At 69.3% G+C, this 21,239-nt stretch carries 18 protein-coding genes; 10 read left to right on the forward strand and 8 right to left on the reverse strand.

From position 1 onward, the window contains the following. Positions 1-352: 352 nt before the first annotated feature. Complete coding sequence (locus FL311_RS21195; RefSeq protein ID WP_141327477.1) at positions 353-3,922, reverse strand: MopE-related protein; 3,570 nt, start codon at positions 3,920-3,922, stop codon at positions 353-355. Between the two features lie 409 nt (positions 3,923-4,331). On the opposite strand from FL311_RS21195, the gene FL311_RS21200 reads away from it, so the two are divergent. Beyond that, on the forward strand, positions 4,332-5,522 hold the full coding sequence (locus tag FL311_RS21200) for a glycosyltransferase (protein ID WP_141327478.1): 1,191 nt from the start codon (positions 4,332-4,334) through the stop codon (positions 5,520-5,522). A 189-nt stretch (positions 5,523-5,711) separates the two neighbouring features. On the opposite strand, the gene FL311_RS21205 is transcribed toward FL311_RS21200, so the two are convergent. Beyond that, positions 5,712-6,956, reverse strand: a complete 1,245-nt coding sequence (locus tag FL311_RS21205) for a glycosyltransferase family 4 protein (protein WP_141327479.1) — start codon at positions 6,954-6,956, stop codon at positions 5,712-5,714. Between the two features lie 88 nt (positions 6,957-7,044). Between FL311_RS21205 and FL311_RS21210 the strand changes: the two genes are divergently transcribed. The 4 genes from FL311_RS21210 to FL311_RS21225 all read left to right on the forward strand — a co-directional run bounded on the left by FL311_RS21210 (position 7,045) and on the right by FL311_RS21225 (position 9,976). After that, the gene (locus tag FL311_RS21210; protein ID WP_141327480.1) at positions 7,045-7,944 is read left to right on the forward strand and encodes a hypothetical protein; all 900 of its coding nucleotides are present in this window, start codon (positions 7,045-7,047) and stop codon (positions 7,942-7,944) included. Further along, entirely contained in the window at positions 7,941-8,594 is a 654-nt protein-coding gene (locus FL311_RS21215) for a hypothetical protein (protein WP_141327481.1), read from the forward strand. Before FL311_RS21210 ends, FL311_RS21215 begins: the two co-directional genes overlap by 4 nt. Then, the gene (locus FL311_RS21220) at positions 8,591-8,848 is read left to right on the forward strand and encodes a hypothetical protein (protein WP_228556989.1); all 258 of its coding nucleotides are present in this window, start codon (positions 8,591-8,593) and stop codon (positions 8,846-8,848) included. Before FL311_RS21215 ends, FL311_RS21220 begins: the two co-directional genes overlap by 4 nt. 75 nt (positions 8,849-8,923) lie before the next feature. After that, positions 8,924-9,976, forward strand: coding sequence for a hypothetical protein (locus FL311_RS21225; protein ID WP_141327482.1), 1,053 nt, complete (start codon positions 8,924-8,926; stop codon positions 9,974-9,976). Between the two features lie 193 nt (positions 9,977-10,169). On the opposite strand, the gene FL311_RS21230 is transcribed toward FL311_RS21225, so the two are convergent. Further along, a complete protein-coding gene (locus FL311_RS21230; protein ID WP_046716969.1) occupies positions 10,170-10,553 on the reverse strand; it encodes a hypothetical protein in 384 nt (127 codons plus the stop codon). Between the two features lie 258 nt (positions 10,554-10,811). Here FL311_RS21230 and FL311_RS21235 point away from each other — a divergent pair, with 258 nt between their 5' ends. From FL311_RS21235 to FL311_RS21245, 3 genes are all read left to right on the forward strand, one after another. Beyond that, positions 10,812-12,305: a HAMP domain-containing sensor histidine kinase gene (locus FL311_RS21235; RefSeq protein ID WP_141327483.1), complete on the forward strand. Its 1,494-nt coding sequence runs from the start codon at positions 10,812-10,814 to the stop codon at positions 12,303-12,305. 100 nt (positions 12,306-12,405) lie between these two features. Further along, positions 12,406-13,008: a hypothetical protein gene (locus FL311_RS21240; RefSeq protein ID WP_141327484.1), complete on the forward strand. Its 603-nt coding sequence runs from the start codon at positions 12,406-12,408 to the stop codon at positions 13,006-13,008. Positions 13,009-13,018: 10 nt separating this feature from the next. Continuing rightward, the gene (locus tag FL311_RS21245; protein WP_141327485.1) at positions 13,019-14,005 is read left to right on the forward strand and encodes a LysR family transcriptional regulator; all 987 of its coding nucleotides are present in this window, start codon (positions 13,019-13,021) and stop codon (positions 14,003-14,005) included. A gap of 16 nt (positions 14,006-14,021) precedes the next feature. Here the strand turns inward: FL311_RS21245 and FL311_RS46310 are convergent, their stop codons facing one another. The 3 genes from FL311_RS46310 to FL311_RS21260 form a co-directional block, all read right to left on the reverse strand. Next, the gene (locus FL311_RS46310) at positions 14,022-14,744 is read right to left on the reverse strand and encodes an immunity 52 family protein (protein ID WP_141327486.1); all 723 of its coding nucleotides are present in this window, start codon (positions 14,742-14,744) and stop codon (positions 14,022-14,024) included. Between the two features lie 11 nt (positions 14,745-14,755). Continuing rightward, positions 14,756-16,312, reverse strand: coding sequence for a Tox-REase-5 domain-containing protein (locus tag FL311_RS21255; protein ID WP_141327498.1), 1,557 nt, complete (start codon positions 16,310-16,312; stop codon positions 14,756-14,758). Positions 16,313-16,488: 176 nt separating this feature from the next. Further along, entirely contained in the window at positions 16,489-17,430 is a 942-nt protein-coding gene (locus tag FL311_RS21260; RefSeq protein WP_141327487.1) for a pirin family protein, read from the reverse strand. A 204-nt stretch (positions 17,431-17,634) separates the two neighbouring features. Here FL311_RS21260 and FL311_RS21265 point away from each other — a divergent pair, with 204 nt between their 5' ends. Beyond that, positions 17,635-18,936, forward strand: a complete 1,302-nt coding sequence (locus FL311_RS21265; RefSeq protein ID WP_141327499.1) for an AHH domain-containing protein — start codon at positions 17,635-17,637, stop codon at positions 18,934-18,936. Between the two features lies 1 nt (position 18,937). After that, a complete protein-coding gene (locus FL311_RS21270; protein ID WP_194869295.1) occupies positions 18,938-19,528 on the forward strand; it encodes a DUF1629 domain-containing protein in 591 nt (196 codons plus the stop codon). 9 nt (positions 19,529-19,537) lie between these two features. Here FL311_RS21270 and FL311_RS21275 read toward each other — a convergent pair whose 3' ends face one another. Both FL311_RS21275 and FL311_RS21280 read right to left on the reverse strand, forming a co-directional pair. Then, positions 19,538-20,473 carry a LysR family transcriptional regulator gene (locus FL311_RS21275; protein WP_141327488.1) on the reverse strand — a complete coding sequence of 312 codons (936 nt, stop codon included), beginning with the start codon at positions 20,471-20,473 and terminating at the stop codon, positions 19,538-19,540. Positions 20,474-20,505: 32 nt separating this feature from the next. Further along, positions 20,506-21,096, reverse strand: coding sequence for a TetR/AcrR family transcriptional regulator (locus tag FL311_RS21280; protein ID WP_141327489.1), 591 nt, complete (start codon positions 21,094-21,096; stop codon positions 20,506-20,508). Between the last annotated feature and the right edge of the window lie 143 nt (positions 21,097-21,239).

Here is a 21,239-nt window from a genome sequence, read left to right on the forward strand (position 1 = left end):
TAAGAGACAGGGCTTGGGGTTGCTGGGGTCGGGCCTGGGCTCGTTGGGGTCGTCGTCCCAGCCGGGCGGGTCGTCCAGCCCGGACTCGACGATGCAGCCCGCGAGTGTCCCCGCGAGCGCGATTGCCCACCACGGGCGCGCGTGCATGTGTGGAATGCCTCCGGAGGAGCCTGTAGGGGTCCGGCCCTGGGGTAGGGGTGGATCCTCCGTGCCCCTGGACGGGGGCTCGCGGGAATTATTCACGGAACGGCGTCAGGAGGGTGCGTCCTCCTGACGCCGGGTCATGTGGTTGTGGGGCCTACTGGACTTCTTCGCTCAGGAGGTTCCTCACGGGAGTGACCCCCGTGGAGGGTTACGTTTCGTTGCAGGGCTCAGGAGGCCATGGCCAGGGAAGCATGCTGACCTGGCGCTCGTGGTCCGCCGTCTCGGGCGTGAGGCAGTGCGTGCCGCCTCCGCACCCTTCATCGGCAATGCCAGAGCAGTTGTTGTCGAGGCCGTCGAGGCAGAGGTCCACCTCCGCTGGATTGATGTCGAGGTTGTTGTCGTTGCAGTCCGTGTTGTTCACCACGTAGCCGCCGGGCTGGCTGCAGGACTGCACCGGCTGGCTCGCGTTGCCGTAGCCATCCCCGTCCGCGTCGCGGTACCAGGTGGTCACCGTCAGACCTTCGTCGACGGAGCCGTTGCAGTTGTTGTCCTGGCTGTCACAGAGCTCGGGGGCTCCGGGGCGGACGTTCGCGTTGCCGTCGTTGCAGTCGCTGGCGTTCGTCACGTACCCGGAGGGCTTCGAGCACGCCTGGGTGGAGCTCGACGCGCTCCCGTAACCGTCGCCATCCGCGTCCCGGTACCAGGTCGAGGTGACGCCCTCGTCCACGGAGCCATTGCAGTTGTTGTCCGCGCCGTCGCAGGTCTCCGATGCTCCCGGGTAGATGTTGGAGGCCCCGTCATGGCAGTCCGAGGCATTGCTCACGTAGCCCGAGGGCTGCTGGCAGTGCCGGGTGGACACGCTGGCGTTGCCGTAGCCATCTCCATCCGCGTCTCGGTACCAGGTCGAGGTGGTGAGGCCCTCGTCGGCGCCGCCCGCGCAGTTGTTGTCGATGCCGTCGCAGACCTCCGTGGCCCCCGGGTGGATTGCACCGCTGCCGTCGTTGCAGTCTCCAGCGTTGGAGACATAGCCCGCCGGCTTCGTGCAGGCCTGGGTGCTGGCCAAGGCGTTGCCGTAACCGTCGCCATCCGCGTCGCTGTAGTACGTGGAGGTGACACCCTCGTCGGTGGAGCCGTTGCAGTTGTTGTCCACGCCATCACACGTCTCGGAGGCGCCGGGACGGATGTTGGGGTTCGCGTCGTGGCAGTCCGAGGCGTTGCTCACATACCCCGACGGCTGTCTGCAGTACTGCGTGGCGTTGTTCGCGTCGCCGTACCCATCACCGTCCACGTCCCGATACCAGGTCTGGGTCGTGAGGCCCTCGTCGACTCCTCCCGCGCAGTTGTTGTCCACGCCGTCGCAGACCTCGGTGGCGCCCGGGTGCGTCGTCGGGTTGGAGTCATCGCAGTCCGAAGCGCTCGCCACGTAGCCCGTGGGCTGACGGCAGCTCCGCGTCGACAGGGTCGACCGACCATATCCATCCCCGTCTCCGTCCAGGAACCACTCCTGCGTGGGGACTCCCTCGTCGGCGCCTCCCGCGCAGTTGTTGTCGACACCGTCGCAGACTTCCGCGGCTCCCGGGTGGATGGACGCATCCGTGTCCACACAGTCCGAGGCGTTCGTGACGTAGCCCGTGGGCGCCGCGCACGCCTGCGTCGACTGGCTCGCGCTGCCGTAGCCATCGCCATCCGCGTCCCGGTAGTACGTGCCCAGCACGCCTTCATCCGTCAGGGAGTCGCAGTCGTTGTCCGCGCCGTCGCAGACCTCCGCGGCTCCAGGCTTGATGGAGGCGTTGCCGTCGTTGCAGTCGCCCGCCACGGCCGCATAGCCCGCGGGCTGCCGGCAGTCGCTCACCGTGTCGCTCGCGACGCCGAAGCCGTCACCGTCCGCATCGCGGTACCACGTCTGCCGCGTCAGGCCCTCGTCCACCTGGCCATCACAGTTGTTGTCCACGCCGTCGCAGGACTCGGGCGCGCCGGGGTTGAATGCAGCCCGCGTGTCGTCGCAGTCACCCGCCTGGGCCGCGTGGTTCACCGGGCGCGCACAGGCCTGCATCGACTGCGAGGCGACACCGTAGTCGTCGTGGTCCTGGTCCAGGTACCACGTCGCGAACGTCAGCCCGTCGTCCGTCTGGCCGTTGCAGTCGTTGTCGCGGTTGTCGCAGGTCTCCGCGGACGGGGCGTACTTCTGCACGCACTCCAGGGCGCCGTGGGTGCAGTACCTGACGCCCTCGCCGCACACGCCGACGCCGCCTGTCTCGCACGCGACGAGGCCGCCCGGGTTGCCGTCGTCCACCTCTCCGTCACAGTCGTTGTCCAGGCCGTCGCACTGCTCGTCCGATGCGGCCTGGTTCTGCTCGCACACCACGAGGCCCTGCGTGCAGGCCGTGGTGCCCTTCGCGCAGACACCGAGCGCGCCCGTCGCGCACTCCTCGCCGCCACTCGGGTTGCCCTCGTCGACCTCGCTGTCGCAGTTGTCGTCGATGCTGTTGCACGTCTCCGGCGCGCCTGGGTACGTGGTCGACGTGAAGTCGTCACAGTCGATGTCCTCCACGAAGCCATCCACCGGGGCACAGGCCTCCATGGACACATACTCGTCGCCGAAGCCGTCCATGTCGCTGTCGTAGTAGTAGGTGTTGAGGATGAGCGTCGTCACGGGCGCGGAGGTCGCCGTGGTCGTGTACGCACCCGTGCCGAGCTGCCCCTGGCTGTTGTTGCCCCACGTCCACACCGGACAGCCCGGGCGCACCGCCAACGCATGGTGGTAGCCCGCGGCGATGGCCGTGACGTCCGTGAGTCCCACGGCATCCACGGGAGCTCCGCTCGTGCCTCCCGGGGCGCCATGCCCGAGCTGGCCGGAGGCGTTGAGGCCCCACGCCTTCACCACGCCATTGCCCATGATGATCATCGAGAAGGCAAGACCCGCGCGCACGTGCGTCGCGGCGAACACGCCCGGGACGGCCGTGGGCGTGAGCACCGGTGTGGTGCTCGTCGTCCCGGTGCCGACCTGCCCGGAGGAGTTCTGCCCCCAGGCCCAGACGTTGCCGAACTGCTCATCGATGGCGAGCGAGTGCGCTGCTCCCGCCGCGATGGCCTTGGCCCGAGGCAGCGTCGTCACCACCGCGGGCACGAGCACCATGGCGGGCGTGGTGCTCCCCGTGCCGAGCTGCCCGAAGTCGTTCTTGCCCCACGCCCACACCTTGCCGTCCGCATCCAGCGCGAGCGCGTGGTTGTGACCCGCCGCGATGGCGCGGATGGTGGGCAGGCTGTTCACCTGGCGGGGCGTGGACTCCGCGGTGCTGACCGCGCCCTTGCCCACCTGCCCGGAGGCGTTCTGTCCCCAGGCCCAGACGCGGCCGTCCTGCCCCAGCGCGAGGGAGAAATTCCCGTTCGCCGAGATGGCCTGGATACCCGACAGCCCACTCACGCGCGTGGCGGCGTTCACCAATCCACCCGTGGTGCCGAGGCCCACCTGGCCGAAGTCGTTCTTGCCCCAGGCCCAGACATTCCCATCCACATCGAGCGCGAGCGAGTGCGTCTGTCCCGCGGCGATGGCCTTGCTGGGAGGCAGACCCACGGGCTTCGTGGGGCTCGCCACCGGCGTGGTGCTGGTGTTGCCCGTCCCCAGCTGTCCGACGGAGTTCTGTCCCCAGGCGAAGACCTCGCCGTTCTTCTGCAGGAACAGGGAGTGGTAGGCACCGGCCGCCACGGCTCGGTCCACCTTCACCTGGGCAGACAGCTTCTTCTGGGTCGTGGTCGTCTCCGACCCATTGTCAGACATGGGCTCCGGCTCGCCACAGGACAGCAGGGCCAGGAGGAGGGGAATCACGGAGAGGATGCGAGGTACGAATGACCTCGGCTGACAGGGGTGTTTCAAGCTGCGCTCCAAGGATTTTCTCCGCGACCGGCCTCTCGTGCGCGGAGGAGTGGGGACGAACTCCCGTCGAAGGATGTGGGGCGGGGATGACACCTGGCCGCGGTGAGGGAGCGCGTCTCAACCCGATTGGGATTGAGTCACGGACCGCGAGCCGGGGGGAGTGAGGGCGAAGCCATGGTGTGAGTGATTCGCCGGGGGTGTCCAATCAATTCGTCTGGCTTTGTGCGTCGTGATGACCGGTTGTCGTGTGGTGAGTGATGGCTCGTGAGATTCCACGAGGGTGAAGCAGCCCCAGCCGGGTAGATTCATCCCCATGGCTGGCTCACCTCGTGTCCTTCTCCTCGCTGAACGCTTCCCGCCTGATATCGGAGGGCTTGCTCGCAGCGGCGCCCGCACCGCGGGGGCCCTGGCTCGACTCGGGGCTCGGGTGGAGGTGCTCGCCTGGACCCGCACGGCGGCCCCCGGCGCGCTGAGCACACTGGACGATGCGGGCGAGGTGACGCCGTTTGCTCGCGGTGTCACGTTGCATCGGCTGGGGCTCTTCGGGAGCAGCGACCTGTCCATGCAACACACGCTGGACGTGCTCGGGTATCTGCACTCGCGCCGACGCTATGACCTGGTCTGGGGGCACTACCTGTCGCCGCCGGGGTTCCTCGCCGTGGTGTTCGCCGCGTCTGTCGGCATCGCCTCCACCGTGAGCGCTCGCGGCAATGACGTGGACCAGCACATGTTCCCGCCCGGGGACTTCGCTCGCCTGCTGTGGACGCTCCAGCGCGCGGATGTGCTCACCGCGGCCTCCGCCGACCTGGGCCGGAAGATGAGCATGCTGCTCGGCAAGGACGGCCGTGTGGAGGTCATCCCCAACGCCGTCGACACCGAGGTGTTCTCACCCGGCCCCGCGGAGGTCTCGCTGCGCGCGCGGCTTGGCATCGCTCCGGATGAGGCGGTGCTCGGTTTCTCCGGTGAGCTGCGTCACAAGAAGGGGCTGCCGTTCCTGCTCGCCGCGCTCTCGGAGGTGCGGCGCACCCGGCCCGCGTGTCTGCTCGTCATTGGTGAGGTGCGGCCTCGGGATGCCGAGCACCTCGTCGCCTTCCGCGCCGAGCACCCCGAGGACGGGGCTCGCATACTCGTCTCGGGCGCGCTCGAGACACCGGAGTCCATCGCCGCGCACCTGCGCCTGTGCGACGTGTATCTCCAGCCGTCCCTGTGGGAAGGAATGCCGAACGCGCTGCTGGAGGCGATGTCCTGCGGCCTGCCTGTCATCGCCAGTGACGCGGGCGGCATCCCCGAGGCCGTGGACCATCAGCGCAATGGCTTCATCGTCTCCAAGGCCCTGCTCAACCACCTCGGACAGGCGTGTCTCGACGTGCTGTCGCTGTCCTCGGAGCACCGCGCCGCCATCGGCGCCGCCGCGCGCCGTCGCATCCTGGAGCGCTTCCAGTCCGAGGCCGAGGCGGAGGTGCTGCGCCGGGTCCTCACGCGCGCCGTTCCTCGCGTGGGATGACTCGGGAGACCTGGCGCCGACTCATCCGCGCGCGCTTCGCGTCAGCGCGGGATGGTGCGGAAGACCTGGCGCTGACTCATCCACGCGCACTTCGCATCGGCTGCCACGTCAGGCGGGTCGGCGTTGGGTCTCGACTGCCCGATGCCACATCGGGGCGGTCTCGCCCGACTGCTTGCGCGGCTCCGCGACTCAGCTCGCCACGACGCCCGGGGCTTTGCGCTTCATCCCTAGCTCTGTCTCGTACGCGTCCACCAGCGCCTCGCGGGCCTTCGCCCAATTGAAGTCGCGCTCCACGCGGGCCCTGGCCCTGTGGCTCAGTGACGCACCCAGCTCCGCGTTCGCGCACAGGTCCTTCACCGCCTCCAGGATGGCCTTCGGCGAGCCCGGCCTCACGAGCAGCACCTCGTCCGGCCCCGCCAGCGTCCTCACCACCGGCAGGTTCGACGCGATGACCGGGGTCCCCGACGCCATCGCCTCCAGCAACTTCAGCGGACAACACCCCTGCACGCAGTTGCGGTCATTCACCGGCAACGGCACCAGCACCGCGTCACAGGCATGATGCAACGCCGCCAGCTCCGCCTGGGGCAGGGGCTCCCGCAGCTCCACGGCCCCCTCCAGCAGCAGGTCCCCACACCGGTCCATCATCACCTTGCGCTGGTGCTTGCGCAGCGGCCCCACCAACGTCAGCACCGCGGGCATCTGCTCCCGCAAGAGCCGCAGCGCCTCGATGGCGTGATGCACTCCCTGCCACGACGTCATCGTCCCGCTGTACAGCAGCCGCACCGGCTGCCCCGGCGCTCGAATCCTCGGCGGTGCGTGGCGGAACACCTCCAGCTCGACACCATTCGGAATCACCCGCACCTTCGACGCCCGCGCGCCGCGCTTCACCAGGTACTCCGCCGTCACCTCGCTGGGCGTCACGAGCAGGTCCGCGCTCGCGATACACGCGTCCTCCTGCGCGACGAGCTTCAGCATCAGCTCCGCGTCGTCCGCCACGTCCGGGTGGTGGTACTTCAGCTCGATGGACGGCAGCCCGTTCACCTCGAACACCAGCGCATCCGTCAGCGCGGCCTTCCGCGTCGCCACCGGATAGCCCTCGAAGATGGAGCGCACGTGGACCACCCGCGCCCTCGGCCGGTTCCTCCACCACGCCGCAAGGTGCGTGCGGAACGACAGGGCCTGCGCCACCAGGTCCCGCCCCCTCGCGTCCAGGGGGTGGTACGTCACGCCCTCGACCAGGGGCCTCGGCTCCGAGCTGGCCGTGGGGCCGTCCCGGAGCGCCAGCAGGTCCACCCCTCCGAACGCCGTGCCCAGCGCCTCCACGAAGGCCCGGATGTGCACGGCTGCCCCCTTGGGGGCCGGGAAACGGTCGAACGATGCGTAGACGATGCCAGACGCGGAGGCCACGTCATGCGTGCTATCGCGCCTGGCCATCCCCGGCCAACCTCCTCGTTTGCCCCGCCCCCCGCCGACCCATACACTCAGCGCCTCCGTATCGTGGCTCCGAGGGGGAGCTCTCATCGTGTCCTTCGACGTCGACCGCTTCCGCGTGGAGAAGTGCTACCGCAACACCGCGCCTGTGTCCGTGTTGATGGAGGACCTGAATCGACTCGGGCACCTCGACGAGCACATGGCCGAACAGGCCCGCCTCTGGCGTCGTCGCCGCGGATGGGCCCTGAGGGGCTTCGCGGGCCTCGTCGGCCTGTCCTTCATCCTTCGCGGCTTCACGGAGGTCTCCTGGCTCGGCGGGTGGGCGTGGTGGCTCGGCTGGCTGTCGCTCGTGGGCGCGGTCGGCCTGCACCTCAAGGCTTCCGGCTACGCGGGGTGTGACCTGGAGGACCGCCGCTACCAACTGCCCGCCCGACTGCTGCGCCCGCTGCTGCGCGACATCGACCCGCAGGAGCCCGTCACGCTGGTGCTGGACTTCCAGCCCGTCGACCACGCCTCGAACTTCACCCGCCGGGGCAAGACGCCCACCGGCTGGGAGACGAGCGACTACGAGGACCCGTGGCTGTCCCTCCAGGCCCGCCTGCGCGACGGCACCCACCTGCGCCTCTCCCTCACCGAGTGGCTCCAGAAGCGCACGCGCACCCGGCGCAACCCGCGCGGCAAGTACAAGACGAAGAGCAGGCGCAAGAGCGCCACCTTCCTCCAGGCCCAATTGCGCGTGAAGCCCGAGCGTCACCCCGGCCTCGTCCAGATGCGCGCCCAGGCCCAGCAGGCCGTGAAGCTGCCTCCCCAGGTGAAGCTGTCCCGGCTCGACGTCACGGAGGACAAGCTCGCCATGCGCGCTCACATGGACTCCGAATGGAAGGTGGAGCCGGACGCGACCCGGGCCTGCTTGATGATGCTGTTGAGCCTCTTCCAGGTGCTCCACGCCGCCTCGGCGCGCGGCAAGCACCTCACCGCGAGGGCTTCATGAGCCGCCTCCCACTCCTCCTGTGCCTGTTGCTCGCGTGGGGCTGCTCGCGCCCCTCCGGCTCCGAGCCTCCCCAGGCCCCCACGACCACCGCCGCCTCCGCGGAGGACGTGCCCCTGCCGGGCAAGCTCAAGTTCAAGGACGGCGACGGCCGCGAGCGCTTCTCCCTCAAGCCCAAGGACGACGGCGCCAAGCTCGTCGATGGTGACGAGCGCGAGCTGGCGCGCCTGAAGTGGAAGGGCGCCTCCCTCAAGGTCTCCGGTCCCGATGACGTGGCGCTGGGGTATGTGCTCGGCTCGTCCGGTGGCGCGCTCATCGTGCGCGACGGCGAGCAGCGCCAGGTGCTCTACACCCTCGCCATCCAGGGGCCAGGCTGGCGCCTCACCGACTCGAAGGGCGCGTTGCTCTACACCGTGCTCCCGGAGGATGACGGTGCCCGTGTCTATGACGCGCCGGGCGCGGAGATTGCGCGCGTGAAGGTGCGCGAGGGCAAGGTGTCCCTGCGCGATGCCCAGGGCAAGACGACGCTCTCCACGCATGCGCTCGTGCGCGCGGACGCGGCGGCGTGCCTCGCCTTCGAGGCGGTGTCCTTGCCCTTGCGCGTGGCGCTGCTCCACCAGCTCCAGCAGCCGCCCGCGGAGCCTCGGCCATGAGCCAGGGTTGTCAGGTGGGGCTGGGCTTCCTGTTGCCCCGCGAGTGCGGGATGCCCGCGGGCACGCACTGCGAGCTGTGCGGCAAGCTCGCTTGCGAGATGCATCTGACCCCGCAGGAGGACCAGATGGTCTGCACGGGGTGCGCGGGCATGCTCTCCGACGACTCGGATGAGGCGAGCACCTACTACGACGACTACGGCTACTACGGTCGTGGCGCGTCGTGGGGGGGGCGGCTCCTCGAGGGACCCGCATGACTTCACCGAGGCGGACGGCGAGAGCCTGCGCCACGAGGAAGATGCCTCCTTCGAGGAGGACCTGGGCGGAAGCTGATGACTCCCGCGCGCTGGCTCATCTACGCCCTGGGCGGCGGCATGGGGCACTTCACCCGTGCCTCGGGGCTCGCGCGCAACGCGGCTCGGAAGGGCCATCACGTCACGCTGGTGACGAACAGCCCCTTCGCGCCCGATGTCCCGCTGGAGGCGGTGCTCGGTCCGGAGGTGCATGTGCACCGGTTGAGCCCGGAGCTGGGCAAGGCCGCCATGCGCGAGACGGTGGACTGTCTGCTCGAGGGCGTGCGCCCGGACCTGCTCGTGGTGGACACGTTCCCTCGCGGGCTGGTGGGAGAGCTGGCGCCGCTGTTGCCCTCGCTGCGCATGGGCAAGGTGCTGGTGCATCGCGACTTGAATCCCACGTACGTCGCGCGCTTCGACATCGCCGCCGCGGTGGAGGACTTCCACCTGTTGCTCGTCCCGGGTGAGGACGCGCCCTTCGCGGGACATCCGCGCGCGGTGCGCACCGAGCCTTGGTTGCTGCTCGGGCGCGAGGAGTGGCTCGGGCGTGGGGAGGCTCGTGAGCGGCTGGGTGTCGCGCCCGAGGACACGCGTCCCCTGGTCGCGGTGATGGGGAGCGGCAACGCGCTGGAGGTGGAGGAGGCGGGGCTCATCGCGGCGCGGCTTCAGGAGCGGCTCGGCGCGAAGGCGCCGGTGCGGTGGCTCGCGCCTCCGGGGCCTTGGCTCTCCGAGAAGGCGCCCCGGAAGAAGAACGTGGTGCGTGACGGCGCGCCCCGTCCGTTGCGCGTGTGGCCCGCGTTGGCGGTGATGTCCGGCGTGGACGTGCTCGTCGGCGCGGGTGGCTACAACACCGTGCAGGAGGCCCGGGTGACGGGCACCCCGTTGGTGGCTCTCGCACGGGCGCGGCGCTACGACCGACAGGCGGTGCGGCTGCGCCCCGAGGAGCTGGCGCGCACGCCCGAGGAGTTGGTGGAGCGCGCGGTGGAACTGGTGGACTCGCGCCCGAGACGGGACCCTCCGAGCTACGCGAATGGCGCCAGGGACGCGGTGGTGCTCATCGAGCGCGTCCTGCTTGGTGCTCGGGGGGCCTGAGCCTCGGTGTCCGCGGCGACGACGTGACGGGCACTGCGCGGGACGCGGTGAAGCCCCCTGCCCGGTGCTCGACGCCCGGCACCACGGTCGACGTCGTACGCACTGACGAGCGGGACGGGGTGAGGCATCCCGCTCGATGCTCGAACCCCGGCGCCGTGCTCCGTGATGAACGGAGCACACGGCGCGACAGTGCTCAGTGCTTGAGGTCCTTGTGGCCCGGCGCGGGGTCGATGCCGTGCGCCATGATGAAGTGGTAGAGCACCTGCGGGTCCTCCTTCGGACCGCCCATCAGCTCCACCAGGAAGTGGCCCTGGGTGCCCGAGTCCGGGTCCGGCGCCACGTTCACCTCGGTGACCTCGCGGCCCGCCATCACCAGCTCGCCCACGAGCACCTTGCCCTTGAGCACCTGGATGATGTGCTGGCGGTCCTCCTCGAGCACCACCCAGTGGAAGTCGTCGTGGTCGTACAGCATCGCGTCGACCGAGCCGCACCGGAGGATGCACTGCGTGTGTTCCTGGAGCCAGCGCCAGAAACCATCGAACTTCAGGGTACGACTCGGCTGGGGGAGCATGTCCATGGTGGTGACCTCACGCGCGGCCAGCAGGCTCTCGCCCGCCCGCCTCGCTGAAACCTCCCTAGCACGATTGCCCGCCGCCAGCGCTGACACCGTGCGGGGAACCCACCCCCACGCCGCGCCGTTGTCCACTCGGTGAATCCCCCACCTCCTGGGCTTGTTCCTCCAGTCAGGTAGGGGGCACCGCCGTCTCACCCGTCCCCAGTCCAGGAGGGCTTGAACCGTGACCCGTCCCGCCCTCGCCACTCTCCAGGAGACACCATGAGCCTGCGCGCCTGGCTGGCCGCCACCATGGGCGGACTGGCCCTCCTCACCCTCATCGCCGCCGTCGCGCTCATCGTCCTCACGAACGCGCAGACCCACTCGGCCAACACGCTCGGCAACTCCGTGGATGGGCTGCACATGGCGGAGGAGCTGGAGATCGACCTGCTCAACCACTTCCGTCTCAGCGGCGGCGCCGGACCCCAGGACACCCGCTCCCAGCTCATCCGCGGGCGCTCCGTGGAGAGCATCGAGGCCTCGTTCCCCCTCCTGCTCGACGGGCTGGAGCGCAACGCCGTCAGCGACGCCGAGCGGACCCTCATCCAGGAGGTGGAGGGGGACTTCGAGCGCTACCTGTGGGCCCAGCGCGAGGCCGCACGCCTGCCCGCGCGCACGCGCCTGGCCCCCGTGGTGCCCGCGATGGACGCGGCGCTCGACTCGCTCGAGCGACTGGTGCAGCTCAACGTGGAGGAGGCCCGCGTGGCGCGGGAGGCCTCGGCGGACCTCAGTCGCCTGGGCAACACCGTGGGCCTGTCGCTGTGCGGCCTGCTCCTGATGGCCTTCGTCGTGGGCTCGCTCCTGTTGCAGCGCATCGCGCTCCAGCCGCTGAAGGACATCAGCCAGGCCATGCGCCGCTTCGGCGTGGGCCGCAAGCGCACGCGCGCGCCGGTGGCCGGGCCCACGGAGCTGCGGGACATGGCCAGCACCTTCAACGAGATGGCCAACAGCCTCACGCACCAGCAGGAGCAGCAGCTCGCCTTCCTCGCCGGCGTGGCCCACGAGCTGCGAAACCCCCTGTCCGCGCTGAAGCTGTCCACCGCGCTGTCCGAGCGCAGCCACGCCCAGCTCACGCCCGAGCGCATGCAGCGCACGCTGGCGCTGGTGGGACGTCAGGTGGAGCGGCTGGACCGCATGGTGGGAGACCTGCTCGACGCCACGCGCATCGAGGCGGGCAAGCTGGAGCTGCGCCCGGAGGTGCGGGACGCGCGCGAGCTGGCGCGCGGCGTGGTGGAGCTGTACCGCTCGAGCGACAGCGGACACGTGCTCCAGCTGGACGTGCCGGACGCGCCGCTCTTCGTGCGCGCGGACCCGGACCGGCTGGAGCAGGTGATGGCCAACCTGGTGAGCAACGCGCTGAAGTACTCCCCGGCGGGAAGCCGCGTGGAGGTGGCCGTGCGAGGGGAGGCGGAGCACGTGCTCCTGGTGGTGAAGGACCAGGGCATCGGCATCTCCGAGGAGGACATGGCCATCCTCTTCGCGCCCTTCCAGCGGCTGGGCAACCCGCGCGGCAAGCGCGCTCCGGGGGTGGGGCTGGGGCTGTCCGTGGCCCGGCGAATCGTGGAGGCGCATGGCGGCAACATCGAGGTGCGGAGCGCTCCCGGGGCGGGGTCCTCCTTCTGTGTCCGGCTGGCGCGGGTGAGCGGCGAGAAGGCGCACGGCGCCGAAGGGCCGGCCGCGGAGGCCCGGGGCGGGGGCCCGGACGCCCTGCACTAGACGCAAAGCGTTGCGCGCGACGCTCGTGTCGTGGAGGCTGGGTGCGCCGGACGCTCGTCGGACGTACCTTCCGGGCCACATGCCAGGAGTCGCAGGGATTATGAAGAATTCGCGCCGGGTCGCGCCGCTCGCCATCCTGCTGTCCGTGGGAGGACTGGGGGCGTGTGCCTCCCGCCAGACGGCGCCCGAGACCCCGGTGGCCCCGCCGGCCGCCGCCAGGGCTTCTGTAGTCCAGTCCACGGAGGGCGGCTTCTCCGTCGCGCTGCCGGGGCCGGTGAGCGAGGAGCGCCGCTCGCAGCTGACGGATGTGGGCGAGGTGACACTCCATACGTTCATCGCCGAGCGCAAGGAGTCGTCCACGGCGTACTACGTCTCGTACACGGACTTCCCCGCGTCGGCCGTGTCGCAGGCGAAGCCGAGCGACGTGGTGTCTCGTGCGAGCATGGGTGCGCTGGAGGCGCTGGGGGCCACGGGCGTGTCCTCGCGGCCGCTGACGCTGGAGGGCTTCCCGGGCTGGGAGGTGGAGGGCATCTCCGGGCCGCGCCGGCTCAAGGGCCGCTTCTACCTGGTGGGGCCCCGGCTCTATCAGCAGCTCCTGCTCCACCCGGAGGGACAGCCGCCCGCCGACGCGGAGGCGTTCTTCGAGTCCTTCCGCCTGGACCCCCAGGTGGCGGCGATGTTGTCGGGCGCGCAGCGCTCCTGAGCGTGCCGTCATGAACCTGTCCGCCATCGACCTGAACCTGTTCCTCGTCCTGCACGCGGTGCTGGAGACGGGGAGCGCCACGGACGCGGCCAAGCAGCTCCATGTCACGCAGTCCGCGGTGAGCAACGCGCTCGCCCGGCTGCGGGAGATGTTGGGGGACCCGCTCTTCGTGCGCAGCGGTCGAGGCCTGGTGCCCACGCCGCGCTGCGAGGAGCTGCGGCCGCTCGTGGTCAACGCGGTGGCGCAGCTGCAGGTGGCGGTGGATGGACAGCGCTTCGTGCCCGCGCAGAGCACGCGCACCTTCACGCTGTCGTGTGGTGACAACCAGGATGTCTGCGATGTGCCCCGGGTGGTGGAGGCCTTCGCCCAGCGGCTGCCGCGCGCGCGGCTGCGGGTGGTGAGCATCGACTTCCTGATGGCCTCGGACGGGTTGACCACGGGCGAGGTGGACGCGGCGCTGGCGCCCCAGATGGTGGCGGCGCGCGATGGCTACTTCTCCGAGGACCTCTACCTGGAGGAGGTGGCCTTCCTCGTGCGCAAGGAGCATCCGCGCCTGCGCGGGTCGACGCTGACGAGGGAGGAGTTCAACGCCTCCCGGCACATCGGCATGGTCATCGCGCAGGGGCGTCCGGGCATCGGCCACCGCTACTTCCAGGAGTTCTGCAAGCAGCACGGCCTGGAGTTCAACCCCGCGCTGTCCGTCTCGCACTTCATCGCCGCGGGCATGGCCGTCACGCGCACGGACTACGTGGCGGGGATGCCGGGGCGCACCGCGGATGCGCTGTGCGCGATGCTGCCCGTCAAGCGGCTGCGCCTGGCCATCAGCACGCCGCCCATGCCCATGTCGCTGATATGGCATGAGCGCACGCACACGGACCCCGGCGCGCGCTACTTCCGGCAGTTGATGGTGGAGGTGTTGAAGGAGCCGGCGATGACGCGGGCGACGGAGCCCCGCGTGAAGCCACAGGCCGCCGCGCGTCGGGCCCGGGGACGCTGAGCGCCCGTCGTCGTTACTAGGGTTGGACCTGGAGTGGCTTCAACACCCCCGCGCGGTCCAGCAACTCGTGCACTCGCTCAGCGAGCGCCACGTGCTCCGGGTTGCTGGCGGTGAAGCGCTCGGGAGTGAGGACGATGAGGGTCCCCTTGTCCTCCACGGGCTCGACGCGAACGGGAGCAGGGAGTGGGGGGACGGTGCCTCGATGACGTGAAAGGTACGTCACCCACCCAATGAACGTTCCCGGCTTGGGAGTCGCCGTCACCATGTCCCGATGCGCTGACGAGGTCGCGATAGCCGAGTCAGGCTCCCAGGCAATGGCCATGCCCCTGACGAGAGCCTCCAGGGCCCCCGCCGTCAAAACCCGTTCCGAGCCAAGCCCCCGACTGGGCAACTGGAGGAAACAAAAGTTTCCAACCCGTGCGGAGTAGCCACCACACGTCGCGTCGACTCCCACGGCGGCGTCATCGTCGCTGGCGCCATTCCATGCGCTGAATCGAAACCCAAGCTCCTCGACCACTCGGTCCTGGCCACGACGAATGATTGACTCCAGCGTTGCTTGACTGATTTCGATGGGACGCCTCAAAGCGTCCTTGCGCGACTTCCCTTGTTGGAACCAGTGCGAGAGTGACGCGTCTACGTCGGCGGCGGCGCGGAAGAAAGCCTCTGCCCTCGTAGCACATCGGGCTGCCGACTCCTTACGTGCCCCCCAGTATGCGCCAGCATAGTAGTTCTCACTCATGGCTCATTTCCTCAAGGCAAGGGCGGAGTGAAGACAACTTCAATCTCCGTGATGCCTCTCCCCTTGAACAACTCCCGTACAGCTTCCGCCGTCTTCTGTTCCGCAATGTGCCACCGGATCGGGACCCCTGCCGGGGCCTTGGCTAGCTGTCTCTGCGCCTGCTCAACGAGGGCCTTGGCGCCTGACATCTCGAACCAGGCCTTCGGCTTGAGGTTGTCGAGGAACTTGTTCGCATAGCCCGGCCCCTTCGCCTCCAGCAGCACGCCCTTCTCGAAGCCATCGAACTTCACGCCTCCGCTGTCTCGGCCGACGCCACCGACCCAGTATGCCTCGTCCGCCGTGTGGCCAGAGATCTGTTCCTGGTAGCGCCGCGCGCGGGGAGACATGGACTCCTTGGCTGGACCCCACTTGCCGGGCCCCTGGGCTGGCGCGCCTTCCTTCGCGGCCGTACCCGCTCGCTGGAGGATGAGGGCTGCCCCCGGCCCACCGCTCAGCACCGCCGCCGCGCGTCCCGCGGATACGGACACGAGTCGCAGGGCGACAGTGCCGTCGGCGGACAGTGCGAGCGCTGGGACTTCCGCCGTGGCGAGCGCGGTCCCTTCGAGCGAGCGCGTCGCGGCGGACACGGTCCCCCACGTGACGATGAGATTCGTCACCAGCTTGGAGACGACCTGCACCTGCTCGCCCCGGGTCATGTACCGGAAGCGCTCCAGGTACTCCGGCGATGACTCCAACAGCGCCACCACGGCGGCGGGCATCCCCCGGAGCGCCGCGAGGTTGTCCGCTGGCGACGTCGAGAAGAGCTTCCCCACCGCGAGCGCGAGCCCGACGAACGCCTCTTCGGCGCCGTCCAGGGTGCGGCTGATGACGTCGGAATCGTCGTGGACGTCGGCGAGGGGGAAGCCGTCCTCCTCCCGCAGTTCGTCGTTCAGCAGCCGGAAGACGCCCGTCCGCCCATCGTAGAAGCGGCCCAGTTCGAAGCCGTGCGCTCGAAAGGCCCCGCCCTTCCACGCGACCGGCGCCACCCGTTGCTGGGTCCGCCCGCTGAGCACCCACGCGAGGCACCCGTCAGGACGAAGCACCGCCAGATGCCGGAAGCGCTCGAGCCGGCGCTCCAACTCCGCCCGCGACACCTCGCCCGTTGCCAGCACCTCCCGCAGCAGGAAGCCCACTGCGACACGCGCTGGGAACTGGCCCAGCGTCACGTCCCTTTGCAACAGCGTCTTGAGGAGCCGCGCCGCGTGAGTCGGGGAGAGAGCGCTTCCCGCGACGGGTCGCGTGTCGCGCTCTTCGAGTCCCGCCCTCTGGAGCAGGACAACAAACGAATCCTGCTGCCTCCGACCTGCCCCGAGGGACACGGACTCACGGAACATGCGGCGGCGGTGGAGCGGTGTCCTCGATGCGTCTTCGGCCTCCTGTTCGCGTTCGGGGTCTTCGCCCGAGATGCTCCGCCGTTCCCCGGGGAGGTCCGCGCGCTGATGGAACGTGTCCCTACGAGTCGACGAATCAACCCCAGCGCAGCCCGTGAAGAGCAAGGCGACGCCAACCACCCAAAGGCCAGCACGCATATTCCGCACCCCGTGCCTCCCTCAAGGGCAGGCAAGCCGCGGGGATGCTGTCATTGGCGTCTGACAAGCACCTGGGGCTCGAGTGGCGGGCCCCAGTGGAGGACAGAGGTCGTCGAGTGGAATCGGTGGGCAAGCGCCCGTCGGAACACAAGGGTCCGACGGGCGTCGCGCTGAACCTACGGGGTGGCGCCGGGCGCATCCTCGGGGATGTCGCCGAAGCGGCCCATCTCGAAGTCATGAATCGCCTGGAACAGCTCGCGCTGGCTGTTCATGACGAACGGGCCCATGTGGAAGATGGGCTCGCGGATGGGCTCGCCCGCGAGGACCACCAGGTGCGTGTCCTCCTCGGCGAGGAGCGTCAGGTGCTCGCCGTCGTTGGCGAACACGGCCAGCTCCCCCGCGCCGGCGCGCTCACCGCCGGACGACACGCGGCCGGAGGCGACGAGCACCATGGTGTTGTAGCCACGGGGCAGGGGCACTTCGAGCTTCGTCCCCGCGCGCACGTTGACGTCGAGCAGGGTGATGGGCGTGAAGGTCCGCGCGGGGCCTCGGGTGTCGGCGAAGTCGCCCGCGATGACGCGCACCGTGCCGCCCTCGATGGGGACGGTCGGAATCTGGGCCGCGGTGATGGGCTGGTAGCCCGGGGCGGCCCGCTTGTCGGCGCGAGGGAGGTTCACCCAGATTTGAAGGAACTCGAAGATGCCGCCCCGCTGGGAGAAGGACTGCTCCTGGTACTCCTCGTGGAGGATGCCGGACGCGGCCGTCATCCACTGCACGTCGCCTGGGCCGATGACGCCCGAGTGGCCCGCGTTGTCACGGTGCGCGACGACGCCCTGGAAGGCGAGCGAGACGGTCTCGAAGCCCCGGTGCGGATGCCAGCCGACGCCGCGCTGCCCCTTGGCGAGGGCCGGGTACTCGTACGGAGGATGGTGGTCCAAGAGCAGGAAGGGGCTGACGCGCTCCTGGGTGAGGCCGCCACTGGGGACGAGCGTCTTGACGCGGAAGCCGTCACCGACCCAGTGCAGGGGCCCGCCGCCGTGGACGCTCTCGAGCGTCCGCGCGCGGGGAGGCGCATGGGGAACGGTGGAGGGAGGAAGTGTCTGGGTCGTGGTGCTCATGACCCAGACAGTAAGGCTGGGAGGCGAGGTGTAAATCGCCGCCGCCCATGATGCCCGGCATCACATCGTGTGATGGTCCGCGGCCAGCGCGAGCTGACACAGGGCGCACCAGGGCGAGCGAGCGCCACTTCCTTGAATCGCTCCACTGAAGCGAGGGTATCGTGACCTCTTGGTTCTCGTGGGATGAAGACTTTCGGAGGCGCTTTGCGATGGGTGGGGTTGGTCGCGTCATTGCTTCTCGTGAGCGGGTGTGCGGCGACCCGAGTCGTCCACGTGGACGTCGGAGGCGGCAGGCAGGTGGCCCACGAGTCCGTGGACGTGGACCCCGTGGAGGTGAGCGAGGCGGAGTTCAAGTCGGCCCTCACCCGACTCATCCTCGACTTGCGGATGGATGTCGCCTTCCGCGAAGCCGATGCGGCGGACCAGCAGGGGTGGGGGCGGTCCAGGACGCTGCTCGCCTCCTCGAAGGGACTCGCGGATTCGGGGGCCGGGGCCTCTCCCGAGTCCTTGTCTTCACGCCTCTGCCCCGACGGCGACGAGTGCTTGACGCTGGTGAGCGGGACGGGGCTTACCTTCTCGCGAAGGGACCGGACGCTCATGGCGCTGTCCTTCGCGCTCGATACCGTCTGGGAGAGCGTGGAGGCGGAGGTCGGAAAGGTGCTGAACCCCACGGCGCTCAAGGCCCTGGTGACGTCCGCCGCGCTGACGGTGCTCCTCACGATGGCCCTTCCCGAGCCGGTCACCAAGGTCATCGCGGTCGCATTGACAGCGGCGATGGTGGCCTACCTGGGGGTGGTGCCGGTCTGGGAGATTGGCCGGGGCTTCGTGCGGCTGTGGGACGAATCGGAGAGGGCAACGAGCGTCATGGGGTTACAGGAAATCGGCCATCGTTTCGGAGAGGTGCTGGGGACGAACGGCACGCGCGTCCTGGTGCTCGTCGTCATGACGGCCCTCGGAGGAAAGAGCGCGATGGCCTCCCACGGCCCCAGGTTGCCTGGCTTCTCCCAGGCCGCGCTTCGAGGGCAGGCCGAGGCAGGATTCCAGCTCGGGGCGGCGATGAGCGGTGGGGTGTCGTCAATCGCGATGCCTGCCGCGGGGGTGCTGAACGTTGCCCTGGCGCCCGGAGCTGCCGCCGCCCTGGCGATGTACTCGGATGGGCGGTTTCCTGGTGACGAGGAGGGACCCGTTCACCACATCTGCACGACCAAGAACACGATTTCGACCGCGACAGGTGGCCCTTGGACGCCGAGGTGTGAGGAGATCTTCAAGAAGGCCGGAATGTCTCTCGAGGATGTCGCAAACAAGGTGCGGCTCAAGGGGCACGAGGGACCTCACCCTGAGCTGTATCACCGAGAAGTGGTTCGGCGCCTCAATCGTTCTGTCGCGCGCTGCCAGACGCCGGAGACCTGCCGGGCCAGTCTGACAAAGGAGCTTGCAAGGATTTCCAACGAGCTTCTGACGCAGGGCTCCGACTTGCGGAGTTTCATTGTGAAAGGAGAGGGGTGAGGTGGAGCGTCATTTCTACTCAGTGGTTCTTGGAGATGTGCCCCAATGGCTCCTCGCGACGCCGACACGGGAGTCTGGGGAGGCTTTTGACGAGCCTTGGATGTTCGTGGACGGGCGCGTTCTCCAAGACCCTGGACCCATCAAGACCCGGACCTCTCATCCGGGGGAGAAGCGCACGTTCGTGTTCGCGGGAGTGGAGGAGACTCCCATTGGGAGCGAAGCCATCGCGAACGTGTTCCGGACACTGGCTCCCGATGCCGTCCAACTGTTGCCGGTGTCAGTCGAGGGCTCACTTGAGCGGCACTTCGTTGTCAACGCAACCCGGGTCGTTGATGCCATCGACGAGGCACGGTGCAGGGAGGTCCATCGCTATGACGAGGACGACCCCGCGCCTGGATATGAAGGGGAGTACAACTGGATCTACGGACTGCGAATCGACCCCTCGAAGACAGATGGTGCCCAGGTCTTTCGGCTGAAGAAGTTCAAGGTCTCGTTCATCGTTTCGGGGGAGATCAAGGACGCGCTCGAAGGCGTCGGGAACCTTGGGGTGTCGTTCGAGCGAGTGACAGGCCCCAGTGAAGGACCGAAGTAAGCGAGCGGGTCAGCTCGTCGTGTGATGGTCCGCGGACAGCGCGAGCTGACACAGGTCCGTGAGCCGGTTCGAGGCCCACGTGGCCACCGGGCCCAGCGGCACGCCCCTGCGGCGCACCAGGGCGAGCGGGCGCCGGGGCGGAGGGCCTCCCTCCCACGCGGCGAGCCGCAGCTGCACCAGCCTGCCGGCGCCCAGGTCCTCGCGCACCAGGTGCTCGGGCTCGTGGCCCCAGCCCAGGCCCCCGAGGATGAGGGCATGTTTCGTCATCAGGTCCGCGACGCGCCACTGCTTCGGCGACAGCACGCCCCGGTCCGTCGTGCCCGCCTTGCCCGTGGGCAGCCGCTCGCTCAGCACCAGCTGTGTGGCGGAGGCCAGGTGCTCCTCGGTGATGACGCCCTTCACGCGGGCCAGCGGATGCGAGGGCGCGGCGACGGGCAACATGCTCAACAACGCGATGGGCCGCTGCTCCAGGCCGGTCAGGTCCAGGTCCGCGCCTGCGATGCCGAGCGTCGCCTTGCGCTCGCGCAGGCGCTCCGTCACCGCGGAGAGCAGCTCCACCTCCAGCGTCAGCTCCACGCCCGGATGTGCCTGGGCCAGCTCACGCACGAAGGAGAGCAGCGCGGGGGTGGGGAACATCGCGTCGACGACGAGCGCGAGCTTCGTCTCCTCGCCGCTCTTGATGCGGCCCACCACCGACTGGAAGGTGGCCAGGTCTTCATGGAGACGGTGCGCGGCGGCGACCACGGCCTCGCCCTTGGCGGTCAGCCGGGGGACGCGGCTGCTGCGGTCGAAGAGGCGCAGGCCCAGCTGCTTCTCCAGCCGCTGGATGGCCTGACTGACGGCGGGCTGGCCCTGGCCCAGCTTGCGTGCCGCCGCGGAGAAGCTGCCCTCCTCGGCCACCGCGCGGAGCGTCCGGAGCTGGTCGATGGTGACGCTGTCGAGCACGGCGCGACTGCATCACATCGACGCGGGCGGTGCTACTTGCGCGAGGTCAACCAGGAGACGATGAGCGACGCGAGCGTGTTGGCCGCGGTGCCCTCCGCCACGGCCCCGCGCAGCACGTCGCGCGACAGGGCCTCCGCCGCGCCGATGATGGCCACGCAGCGCTGACGCAGCGCCTCCCGGGGCAGGTCGCAGAAGGGCCCGAGCGTGCGCTGGTAGAAGTCCACGTACTGGTCCAGCAGGCCCTGGTGGAAGGCCTCCATCTGCCCGTCGCCCTTGAGCGCGGCGGCGATGGCGAAGTGCTCGGGGCCGGACGTGGTGTAGCAGCTCATGTACGCGGCGCTCATCACCCGGGCCACGTCCTCCAGCTTGCGCCGTGTGCGCTCGAGCGCCTCCTGGAGCTGGGCCACCTGGCGCGCGTCGGTGCGCTCGTACAGCGCCATCAAGAGCCCGGCGCGCGTCTGGAAGTGCTCGTAGGTGATGGGCTTGCTCACCCCCGCACGCTCGGCCAGGTGCCCGAGCGTCAGCGCGTCCGTGCCCTCCTCACGCACCACCGCCACCGCCACGTCGAGCAGCTGCTCGCGTCGCTGGGCCTTGGGCAGCTTCTTGGAAGAGGTCTCACTCATGCGCGTCACCACGGCTCCTACAGGGCTTATCCGCCCGGCCCCTGGCGCGCAACCAACGGACGGACGCCGAAGAAATTGTTGCGGGCCTACTATTGGTAACTTACTTCTTGTAGGGTCGTCGGAATTCCCGTCCGCGCCGGTCC

Origin of the sequence: Myxococcus sp. AB025B, from assembly GCF_006518215.1 — a bacterium.
Taxonomy (GTDB): Bacteria; Myxococcota; Myxococcia; order Myxococcales; family Myxococcaceae; genus Myxococcus; species Myxococcus fulvus.

Bases quoted from the DNA above. Each gene is read 5' to 3' on its own strand.
- FL311_RS21225 (WP_141327482.1), top strand. From the start codon at position 8,924: ATGACTCCCGCGCGCTGGCTCATCTACGCCCTGGGCGGCGGCATGGGG.
- FL311_RS21230 (WP_046716969.1), bottom strand. From the start codon at position 10,553: ATGGACATGCTCCCCCAGCCGAGTCGTACCCTGAAGTTCGATGGTTTC.
- FL311_RS21280 (WP_141327489.1), bottom strand. From the start codon at position 21,096: ATGAGTGAGACCTCTTCCAAGAAGCTGCCCAAGGCCCAGCGACGCGAG.
- FL311_RS21260 (WP_141327487.1), bottom strand. From the start codon at position 17,430: ATGAGCACCACGACCCAGACACTTCCTCCCTCCACCGTTCCCCATGCG.
- FL311_RS21235 (WP_141327483.1), top strand. From the start codon at position 10,812: ATGAGCCTGCGCGCCTGGCTGGCCGCCACCATGGGCGGACTGGCCCTC.
- FL311_RS21245 (WP_141327485.1), top strand. From the start codon at position 13,019: ATGAACCTGTCCGCCATCGACCTGAACCTGTTCCTCGTCCTGCACGCG.
- FL311_RS21205 (WP_141327479.1), bottom strand. From the start codon at position 6,956: ATGGCCAGGCGCGATAGCACGCATGACGTGGCCTCCGCGTCTGGCATC.
- FL311_RS21200 (WP_141327478.1), top strand. From the start codon at position 4,332: ATGGCTGGCTCACCTCGTGTCCTTCTCCTCGCTGAACGCTTCCCGCCT.
- FL311_RS21215 (WP_141327481.1), top strand. From the start codon at position 7,941: ATGAGCCGCCTCCCACTCCTCCTGTGCCTGTTGCTCGCGTGGGGCTGC.
- FL311_RS21240 (WP_141327484.1), top strand. From the start codon at position 12,406: ATGAAGAATTCGCGCCGGGTCGCGCCGCTCGCCATCCTGCTGTCCGTG.
- FL311_RS21220 (WP_228556989.1), top strand. From the start codon at position 8,591: ATGAGCCAGGGTTGTCAGGTGGGGCTGGGCTTCCTGTTGCCCCGCGAG.
- FL311_RS46310 (WP_141327486.1), bottom strand. From the start codon at position 14,744: ATGAGTGAGAACTACTATGCTGGCGCATACTGGGGGGCACGTAAGGAG.
- FL311_RS21195 (WP_141327477.1), bottom strand. From the start codon at position 3,922: ATGTCTGACAATGGGTCGGAGACGACCACGACCCAGAAGAAGCTGTCT.
- FL311_RS21255 (WP_141327498.1), bottom strand. From the start codon at position 16,312: ATGCGTGCTGGCCTTTGGGTGGTTGGCGTCGCCTTGCTCTTCACGGGC.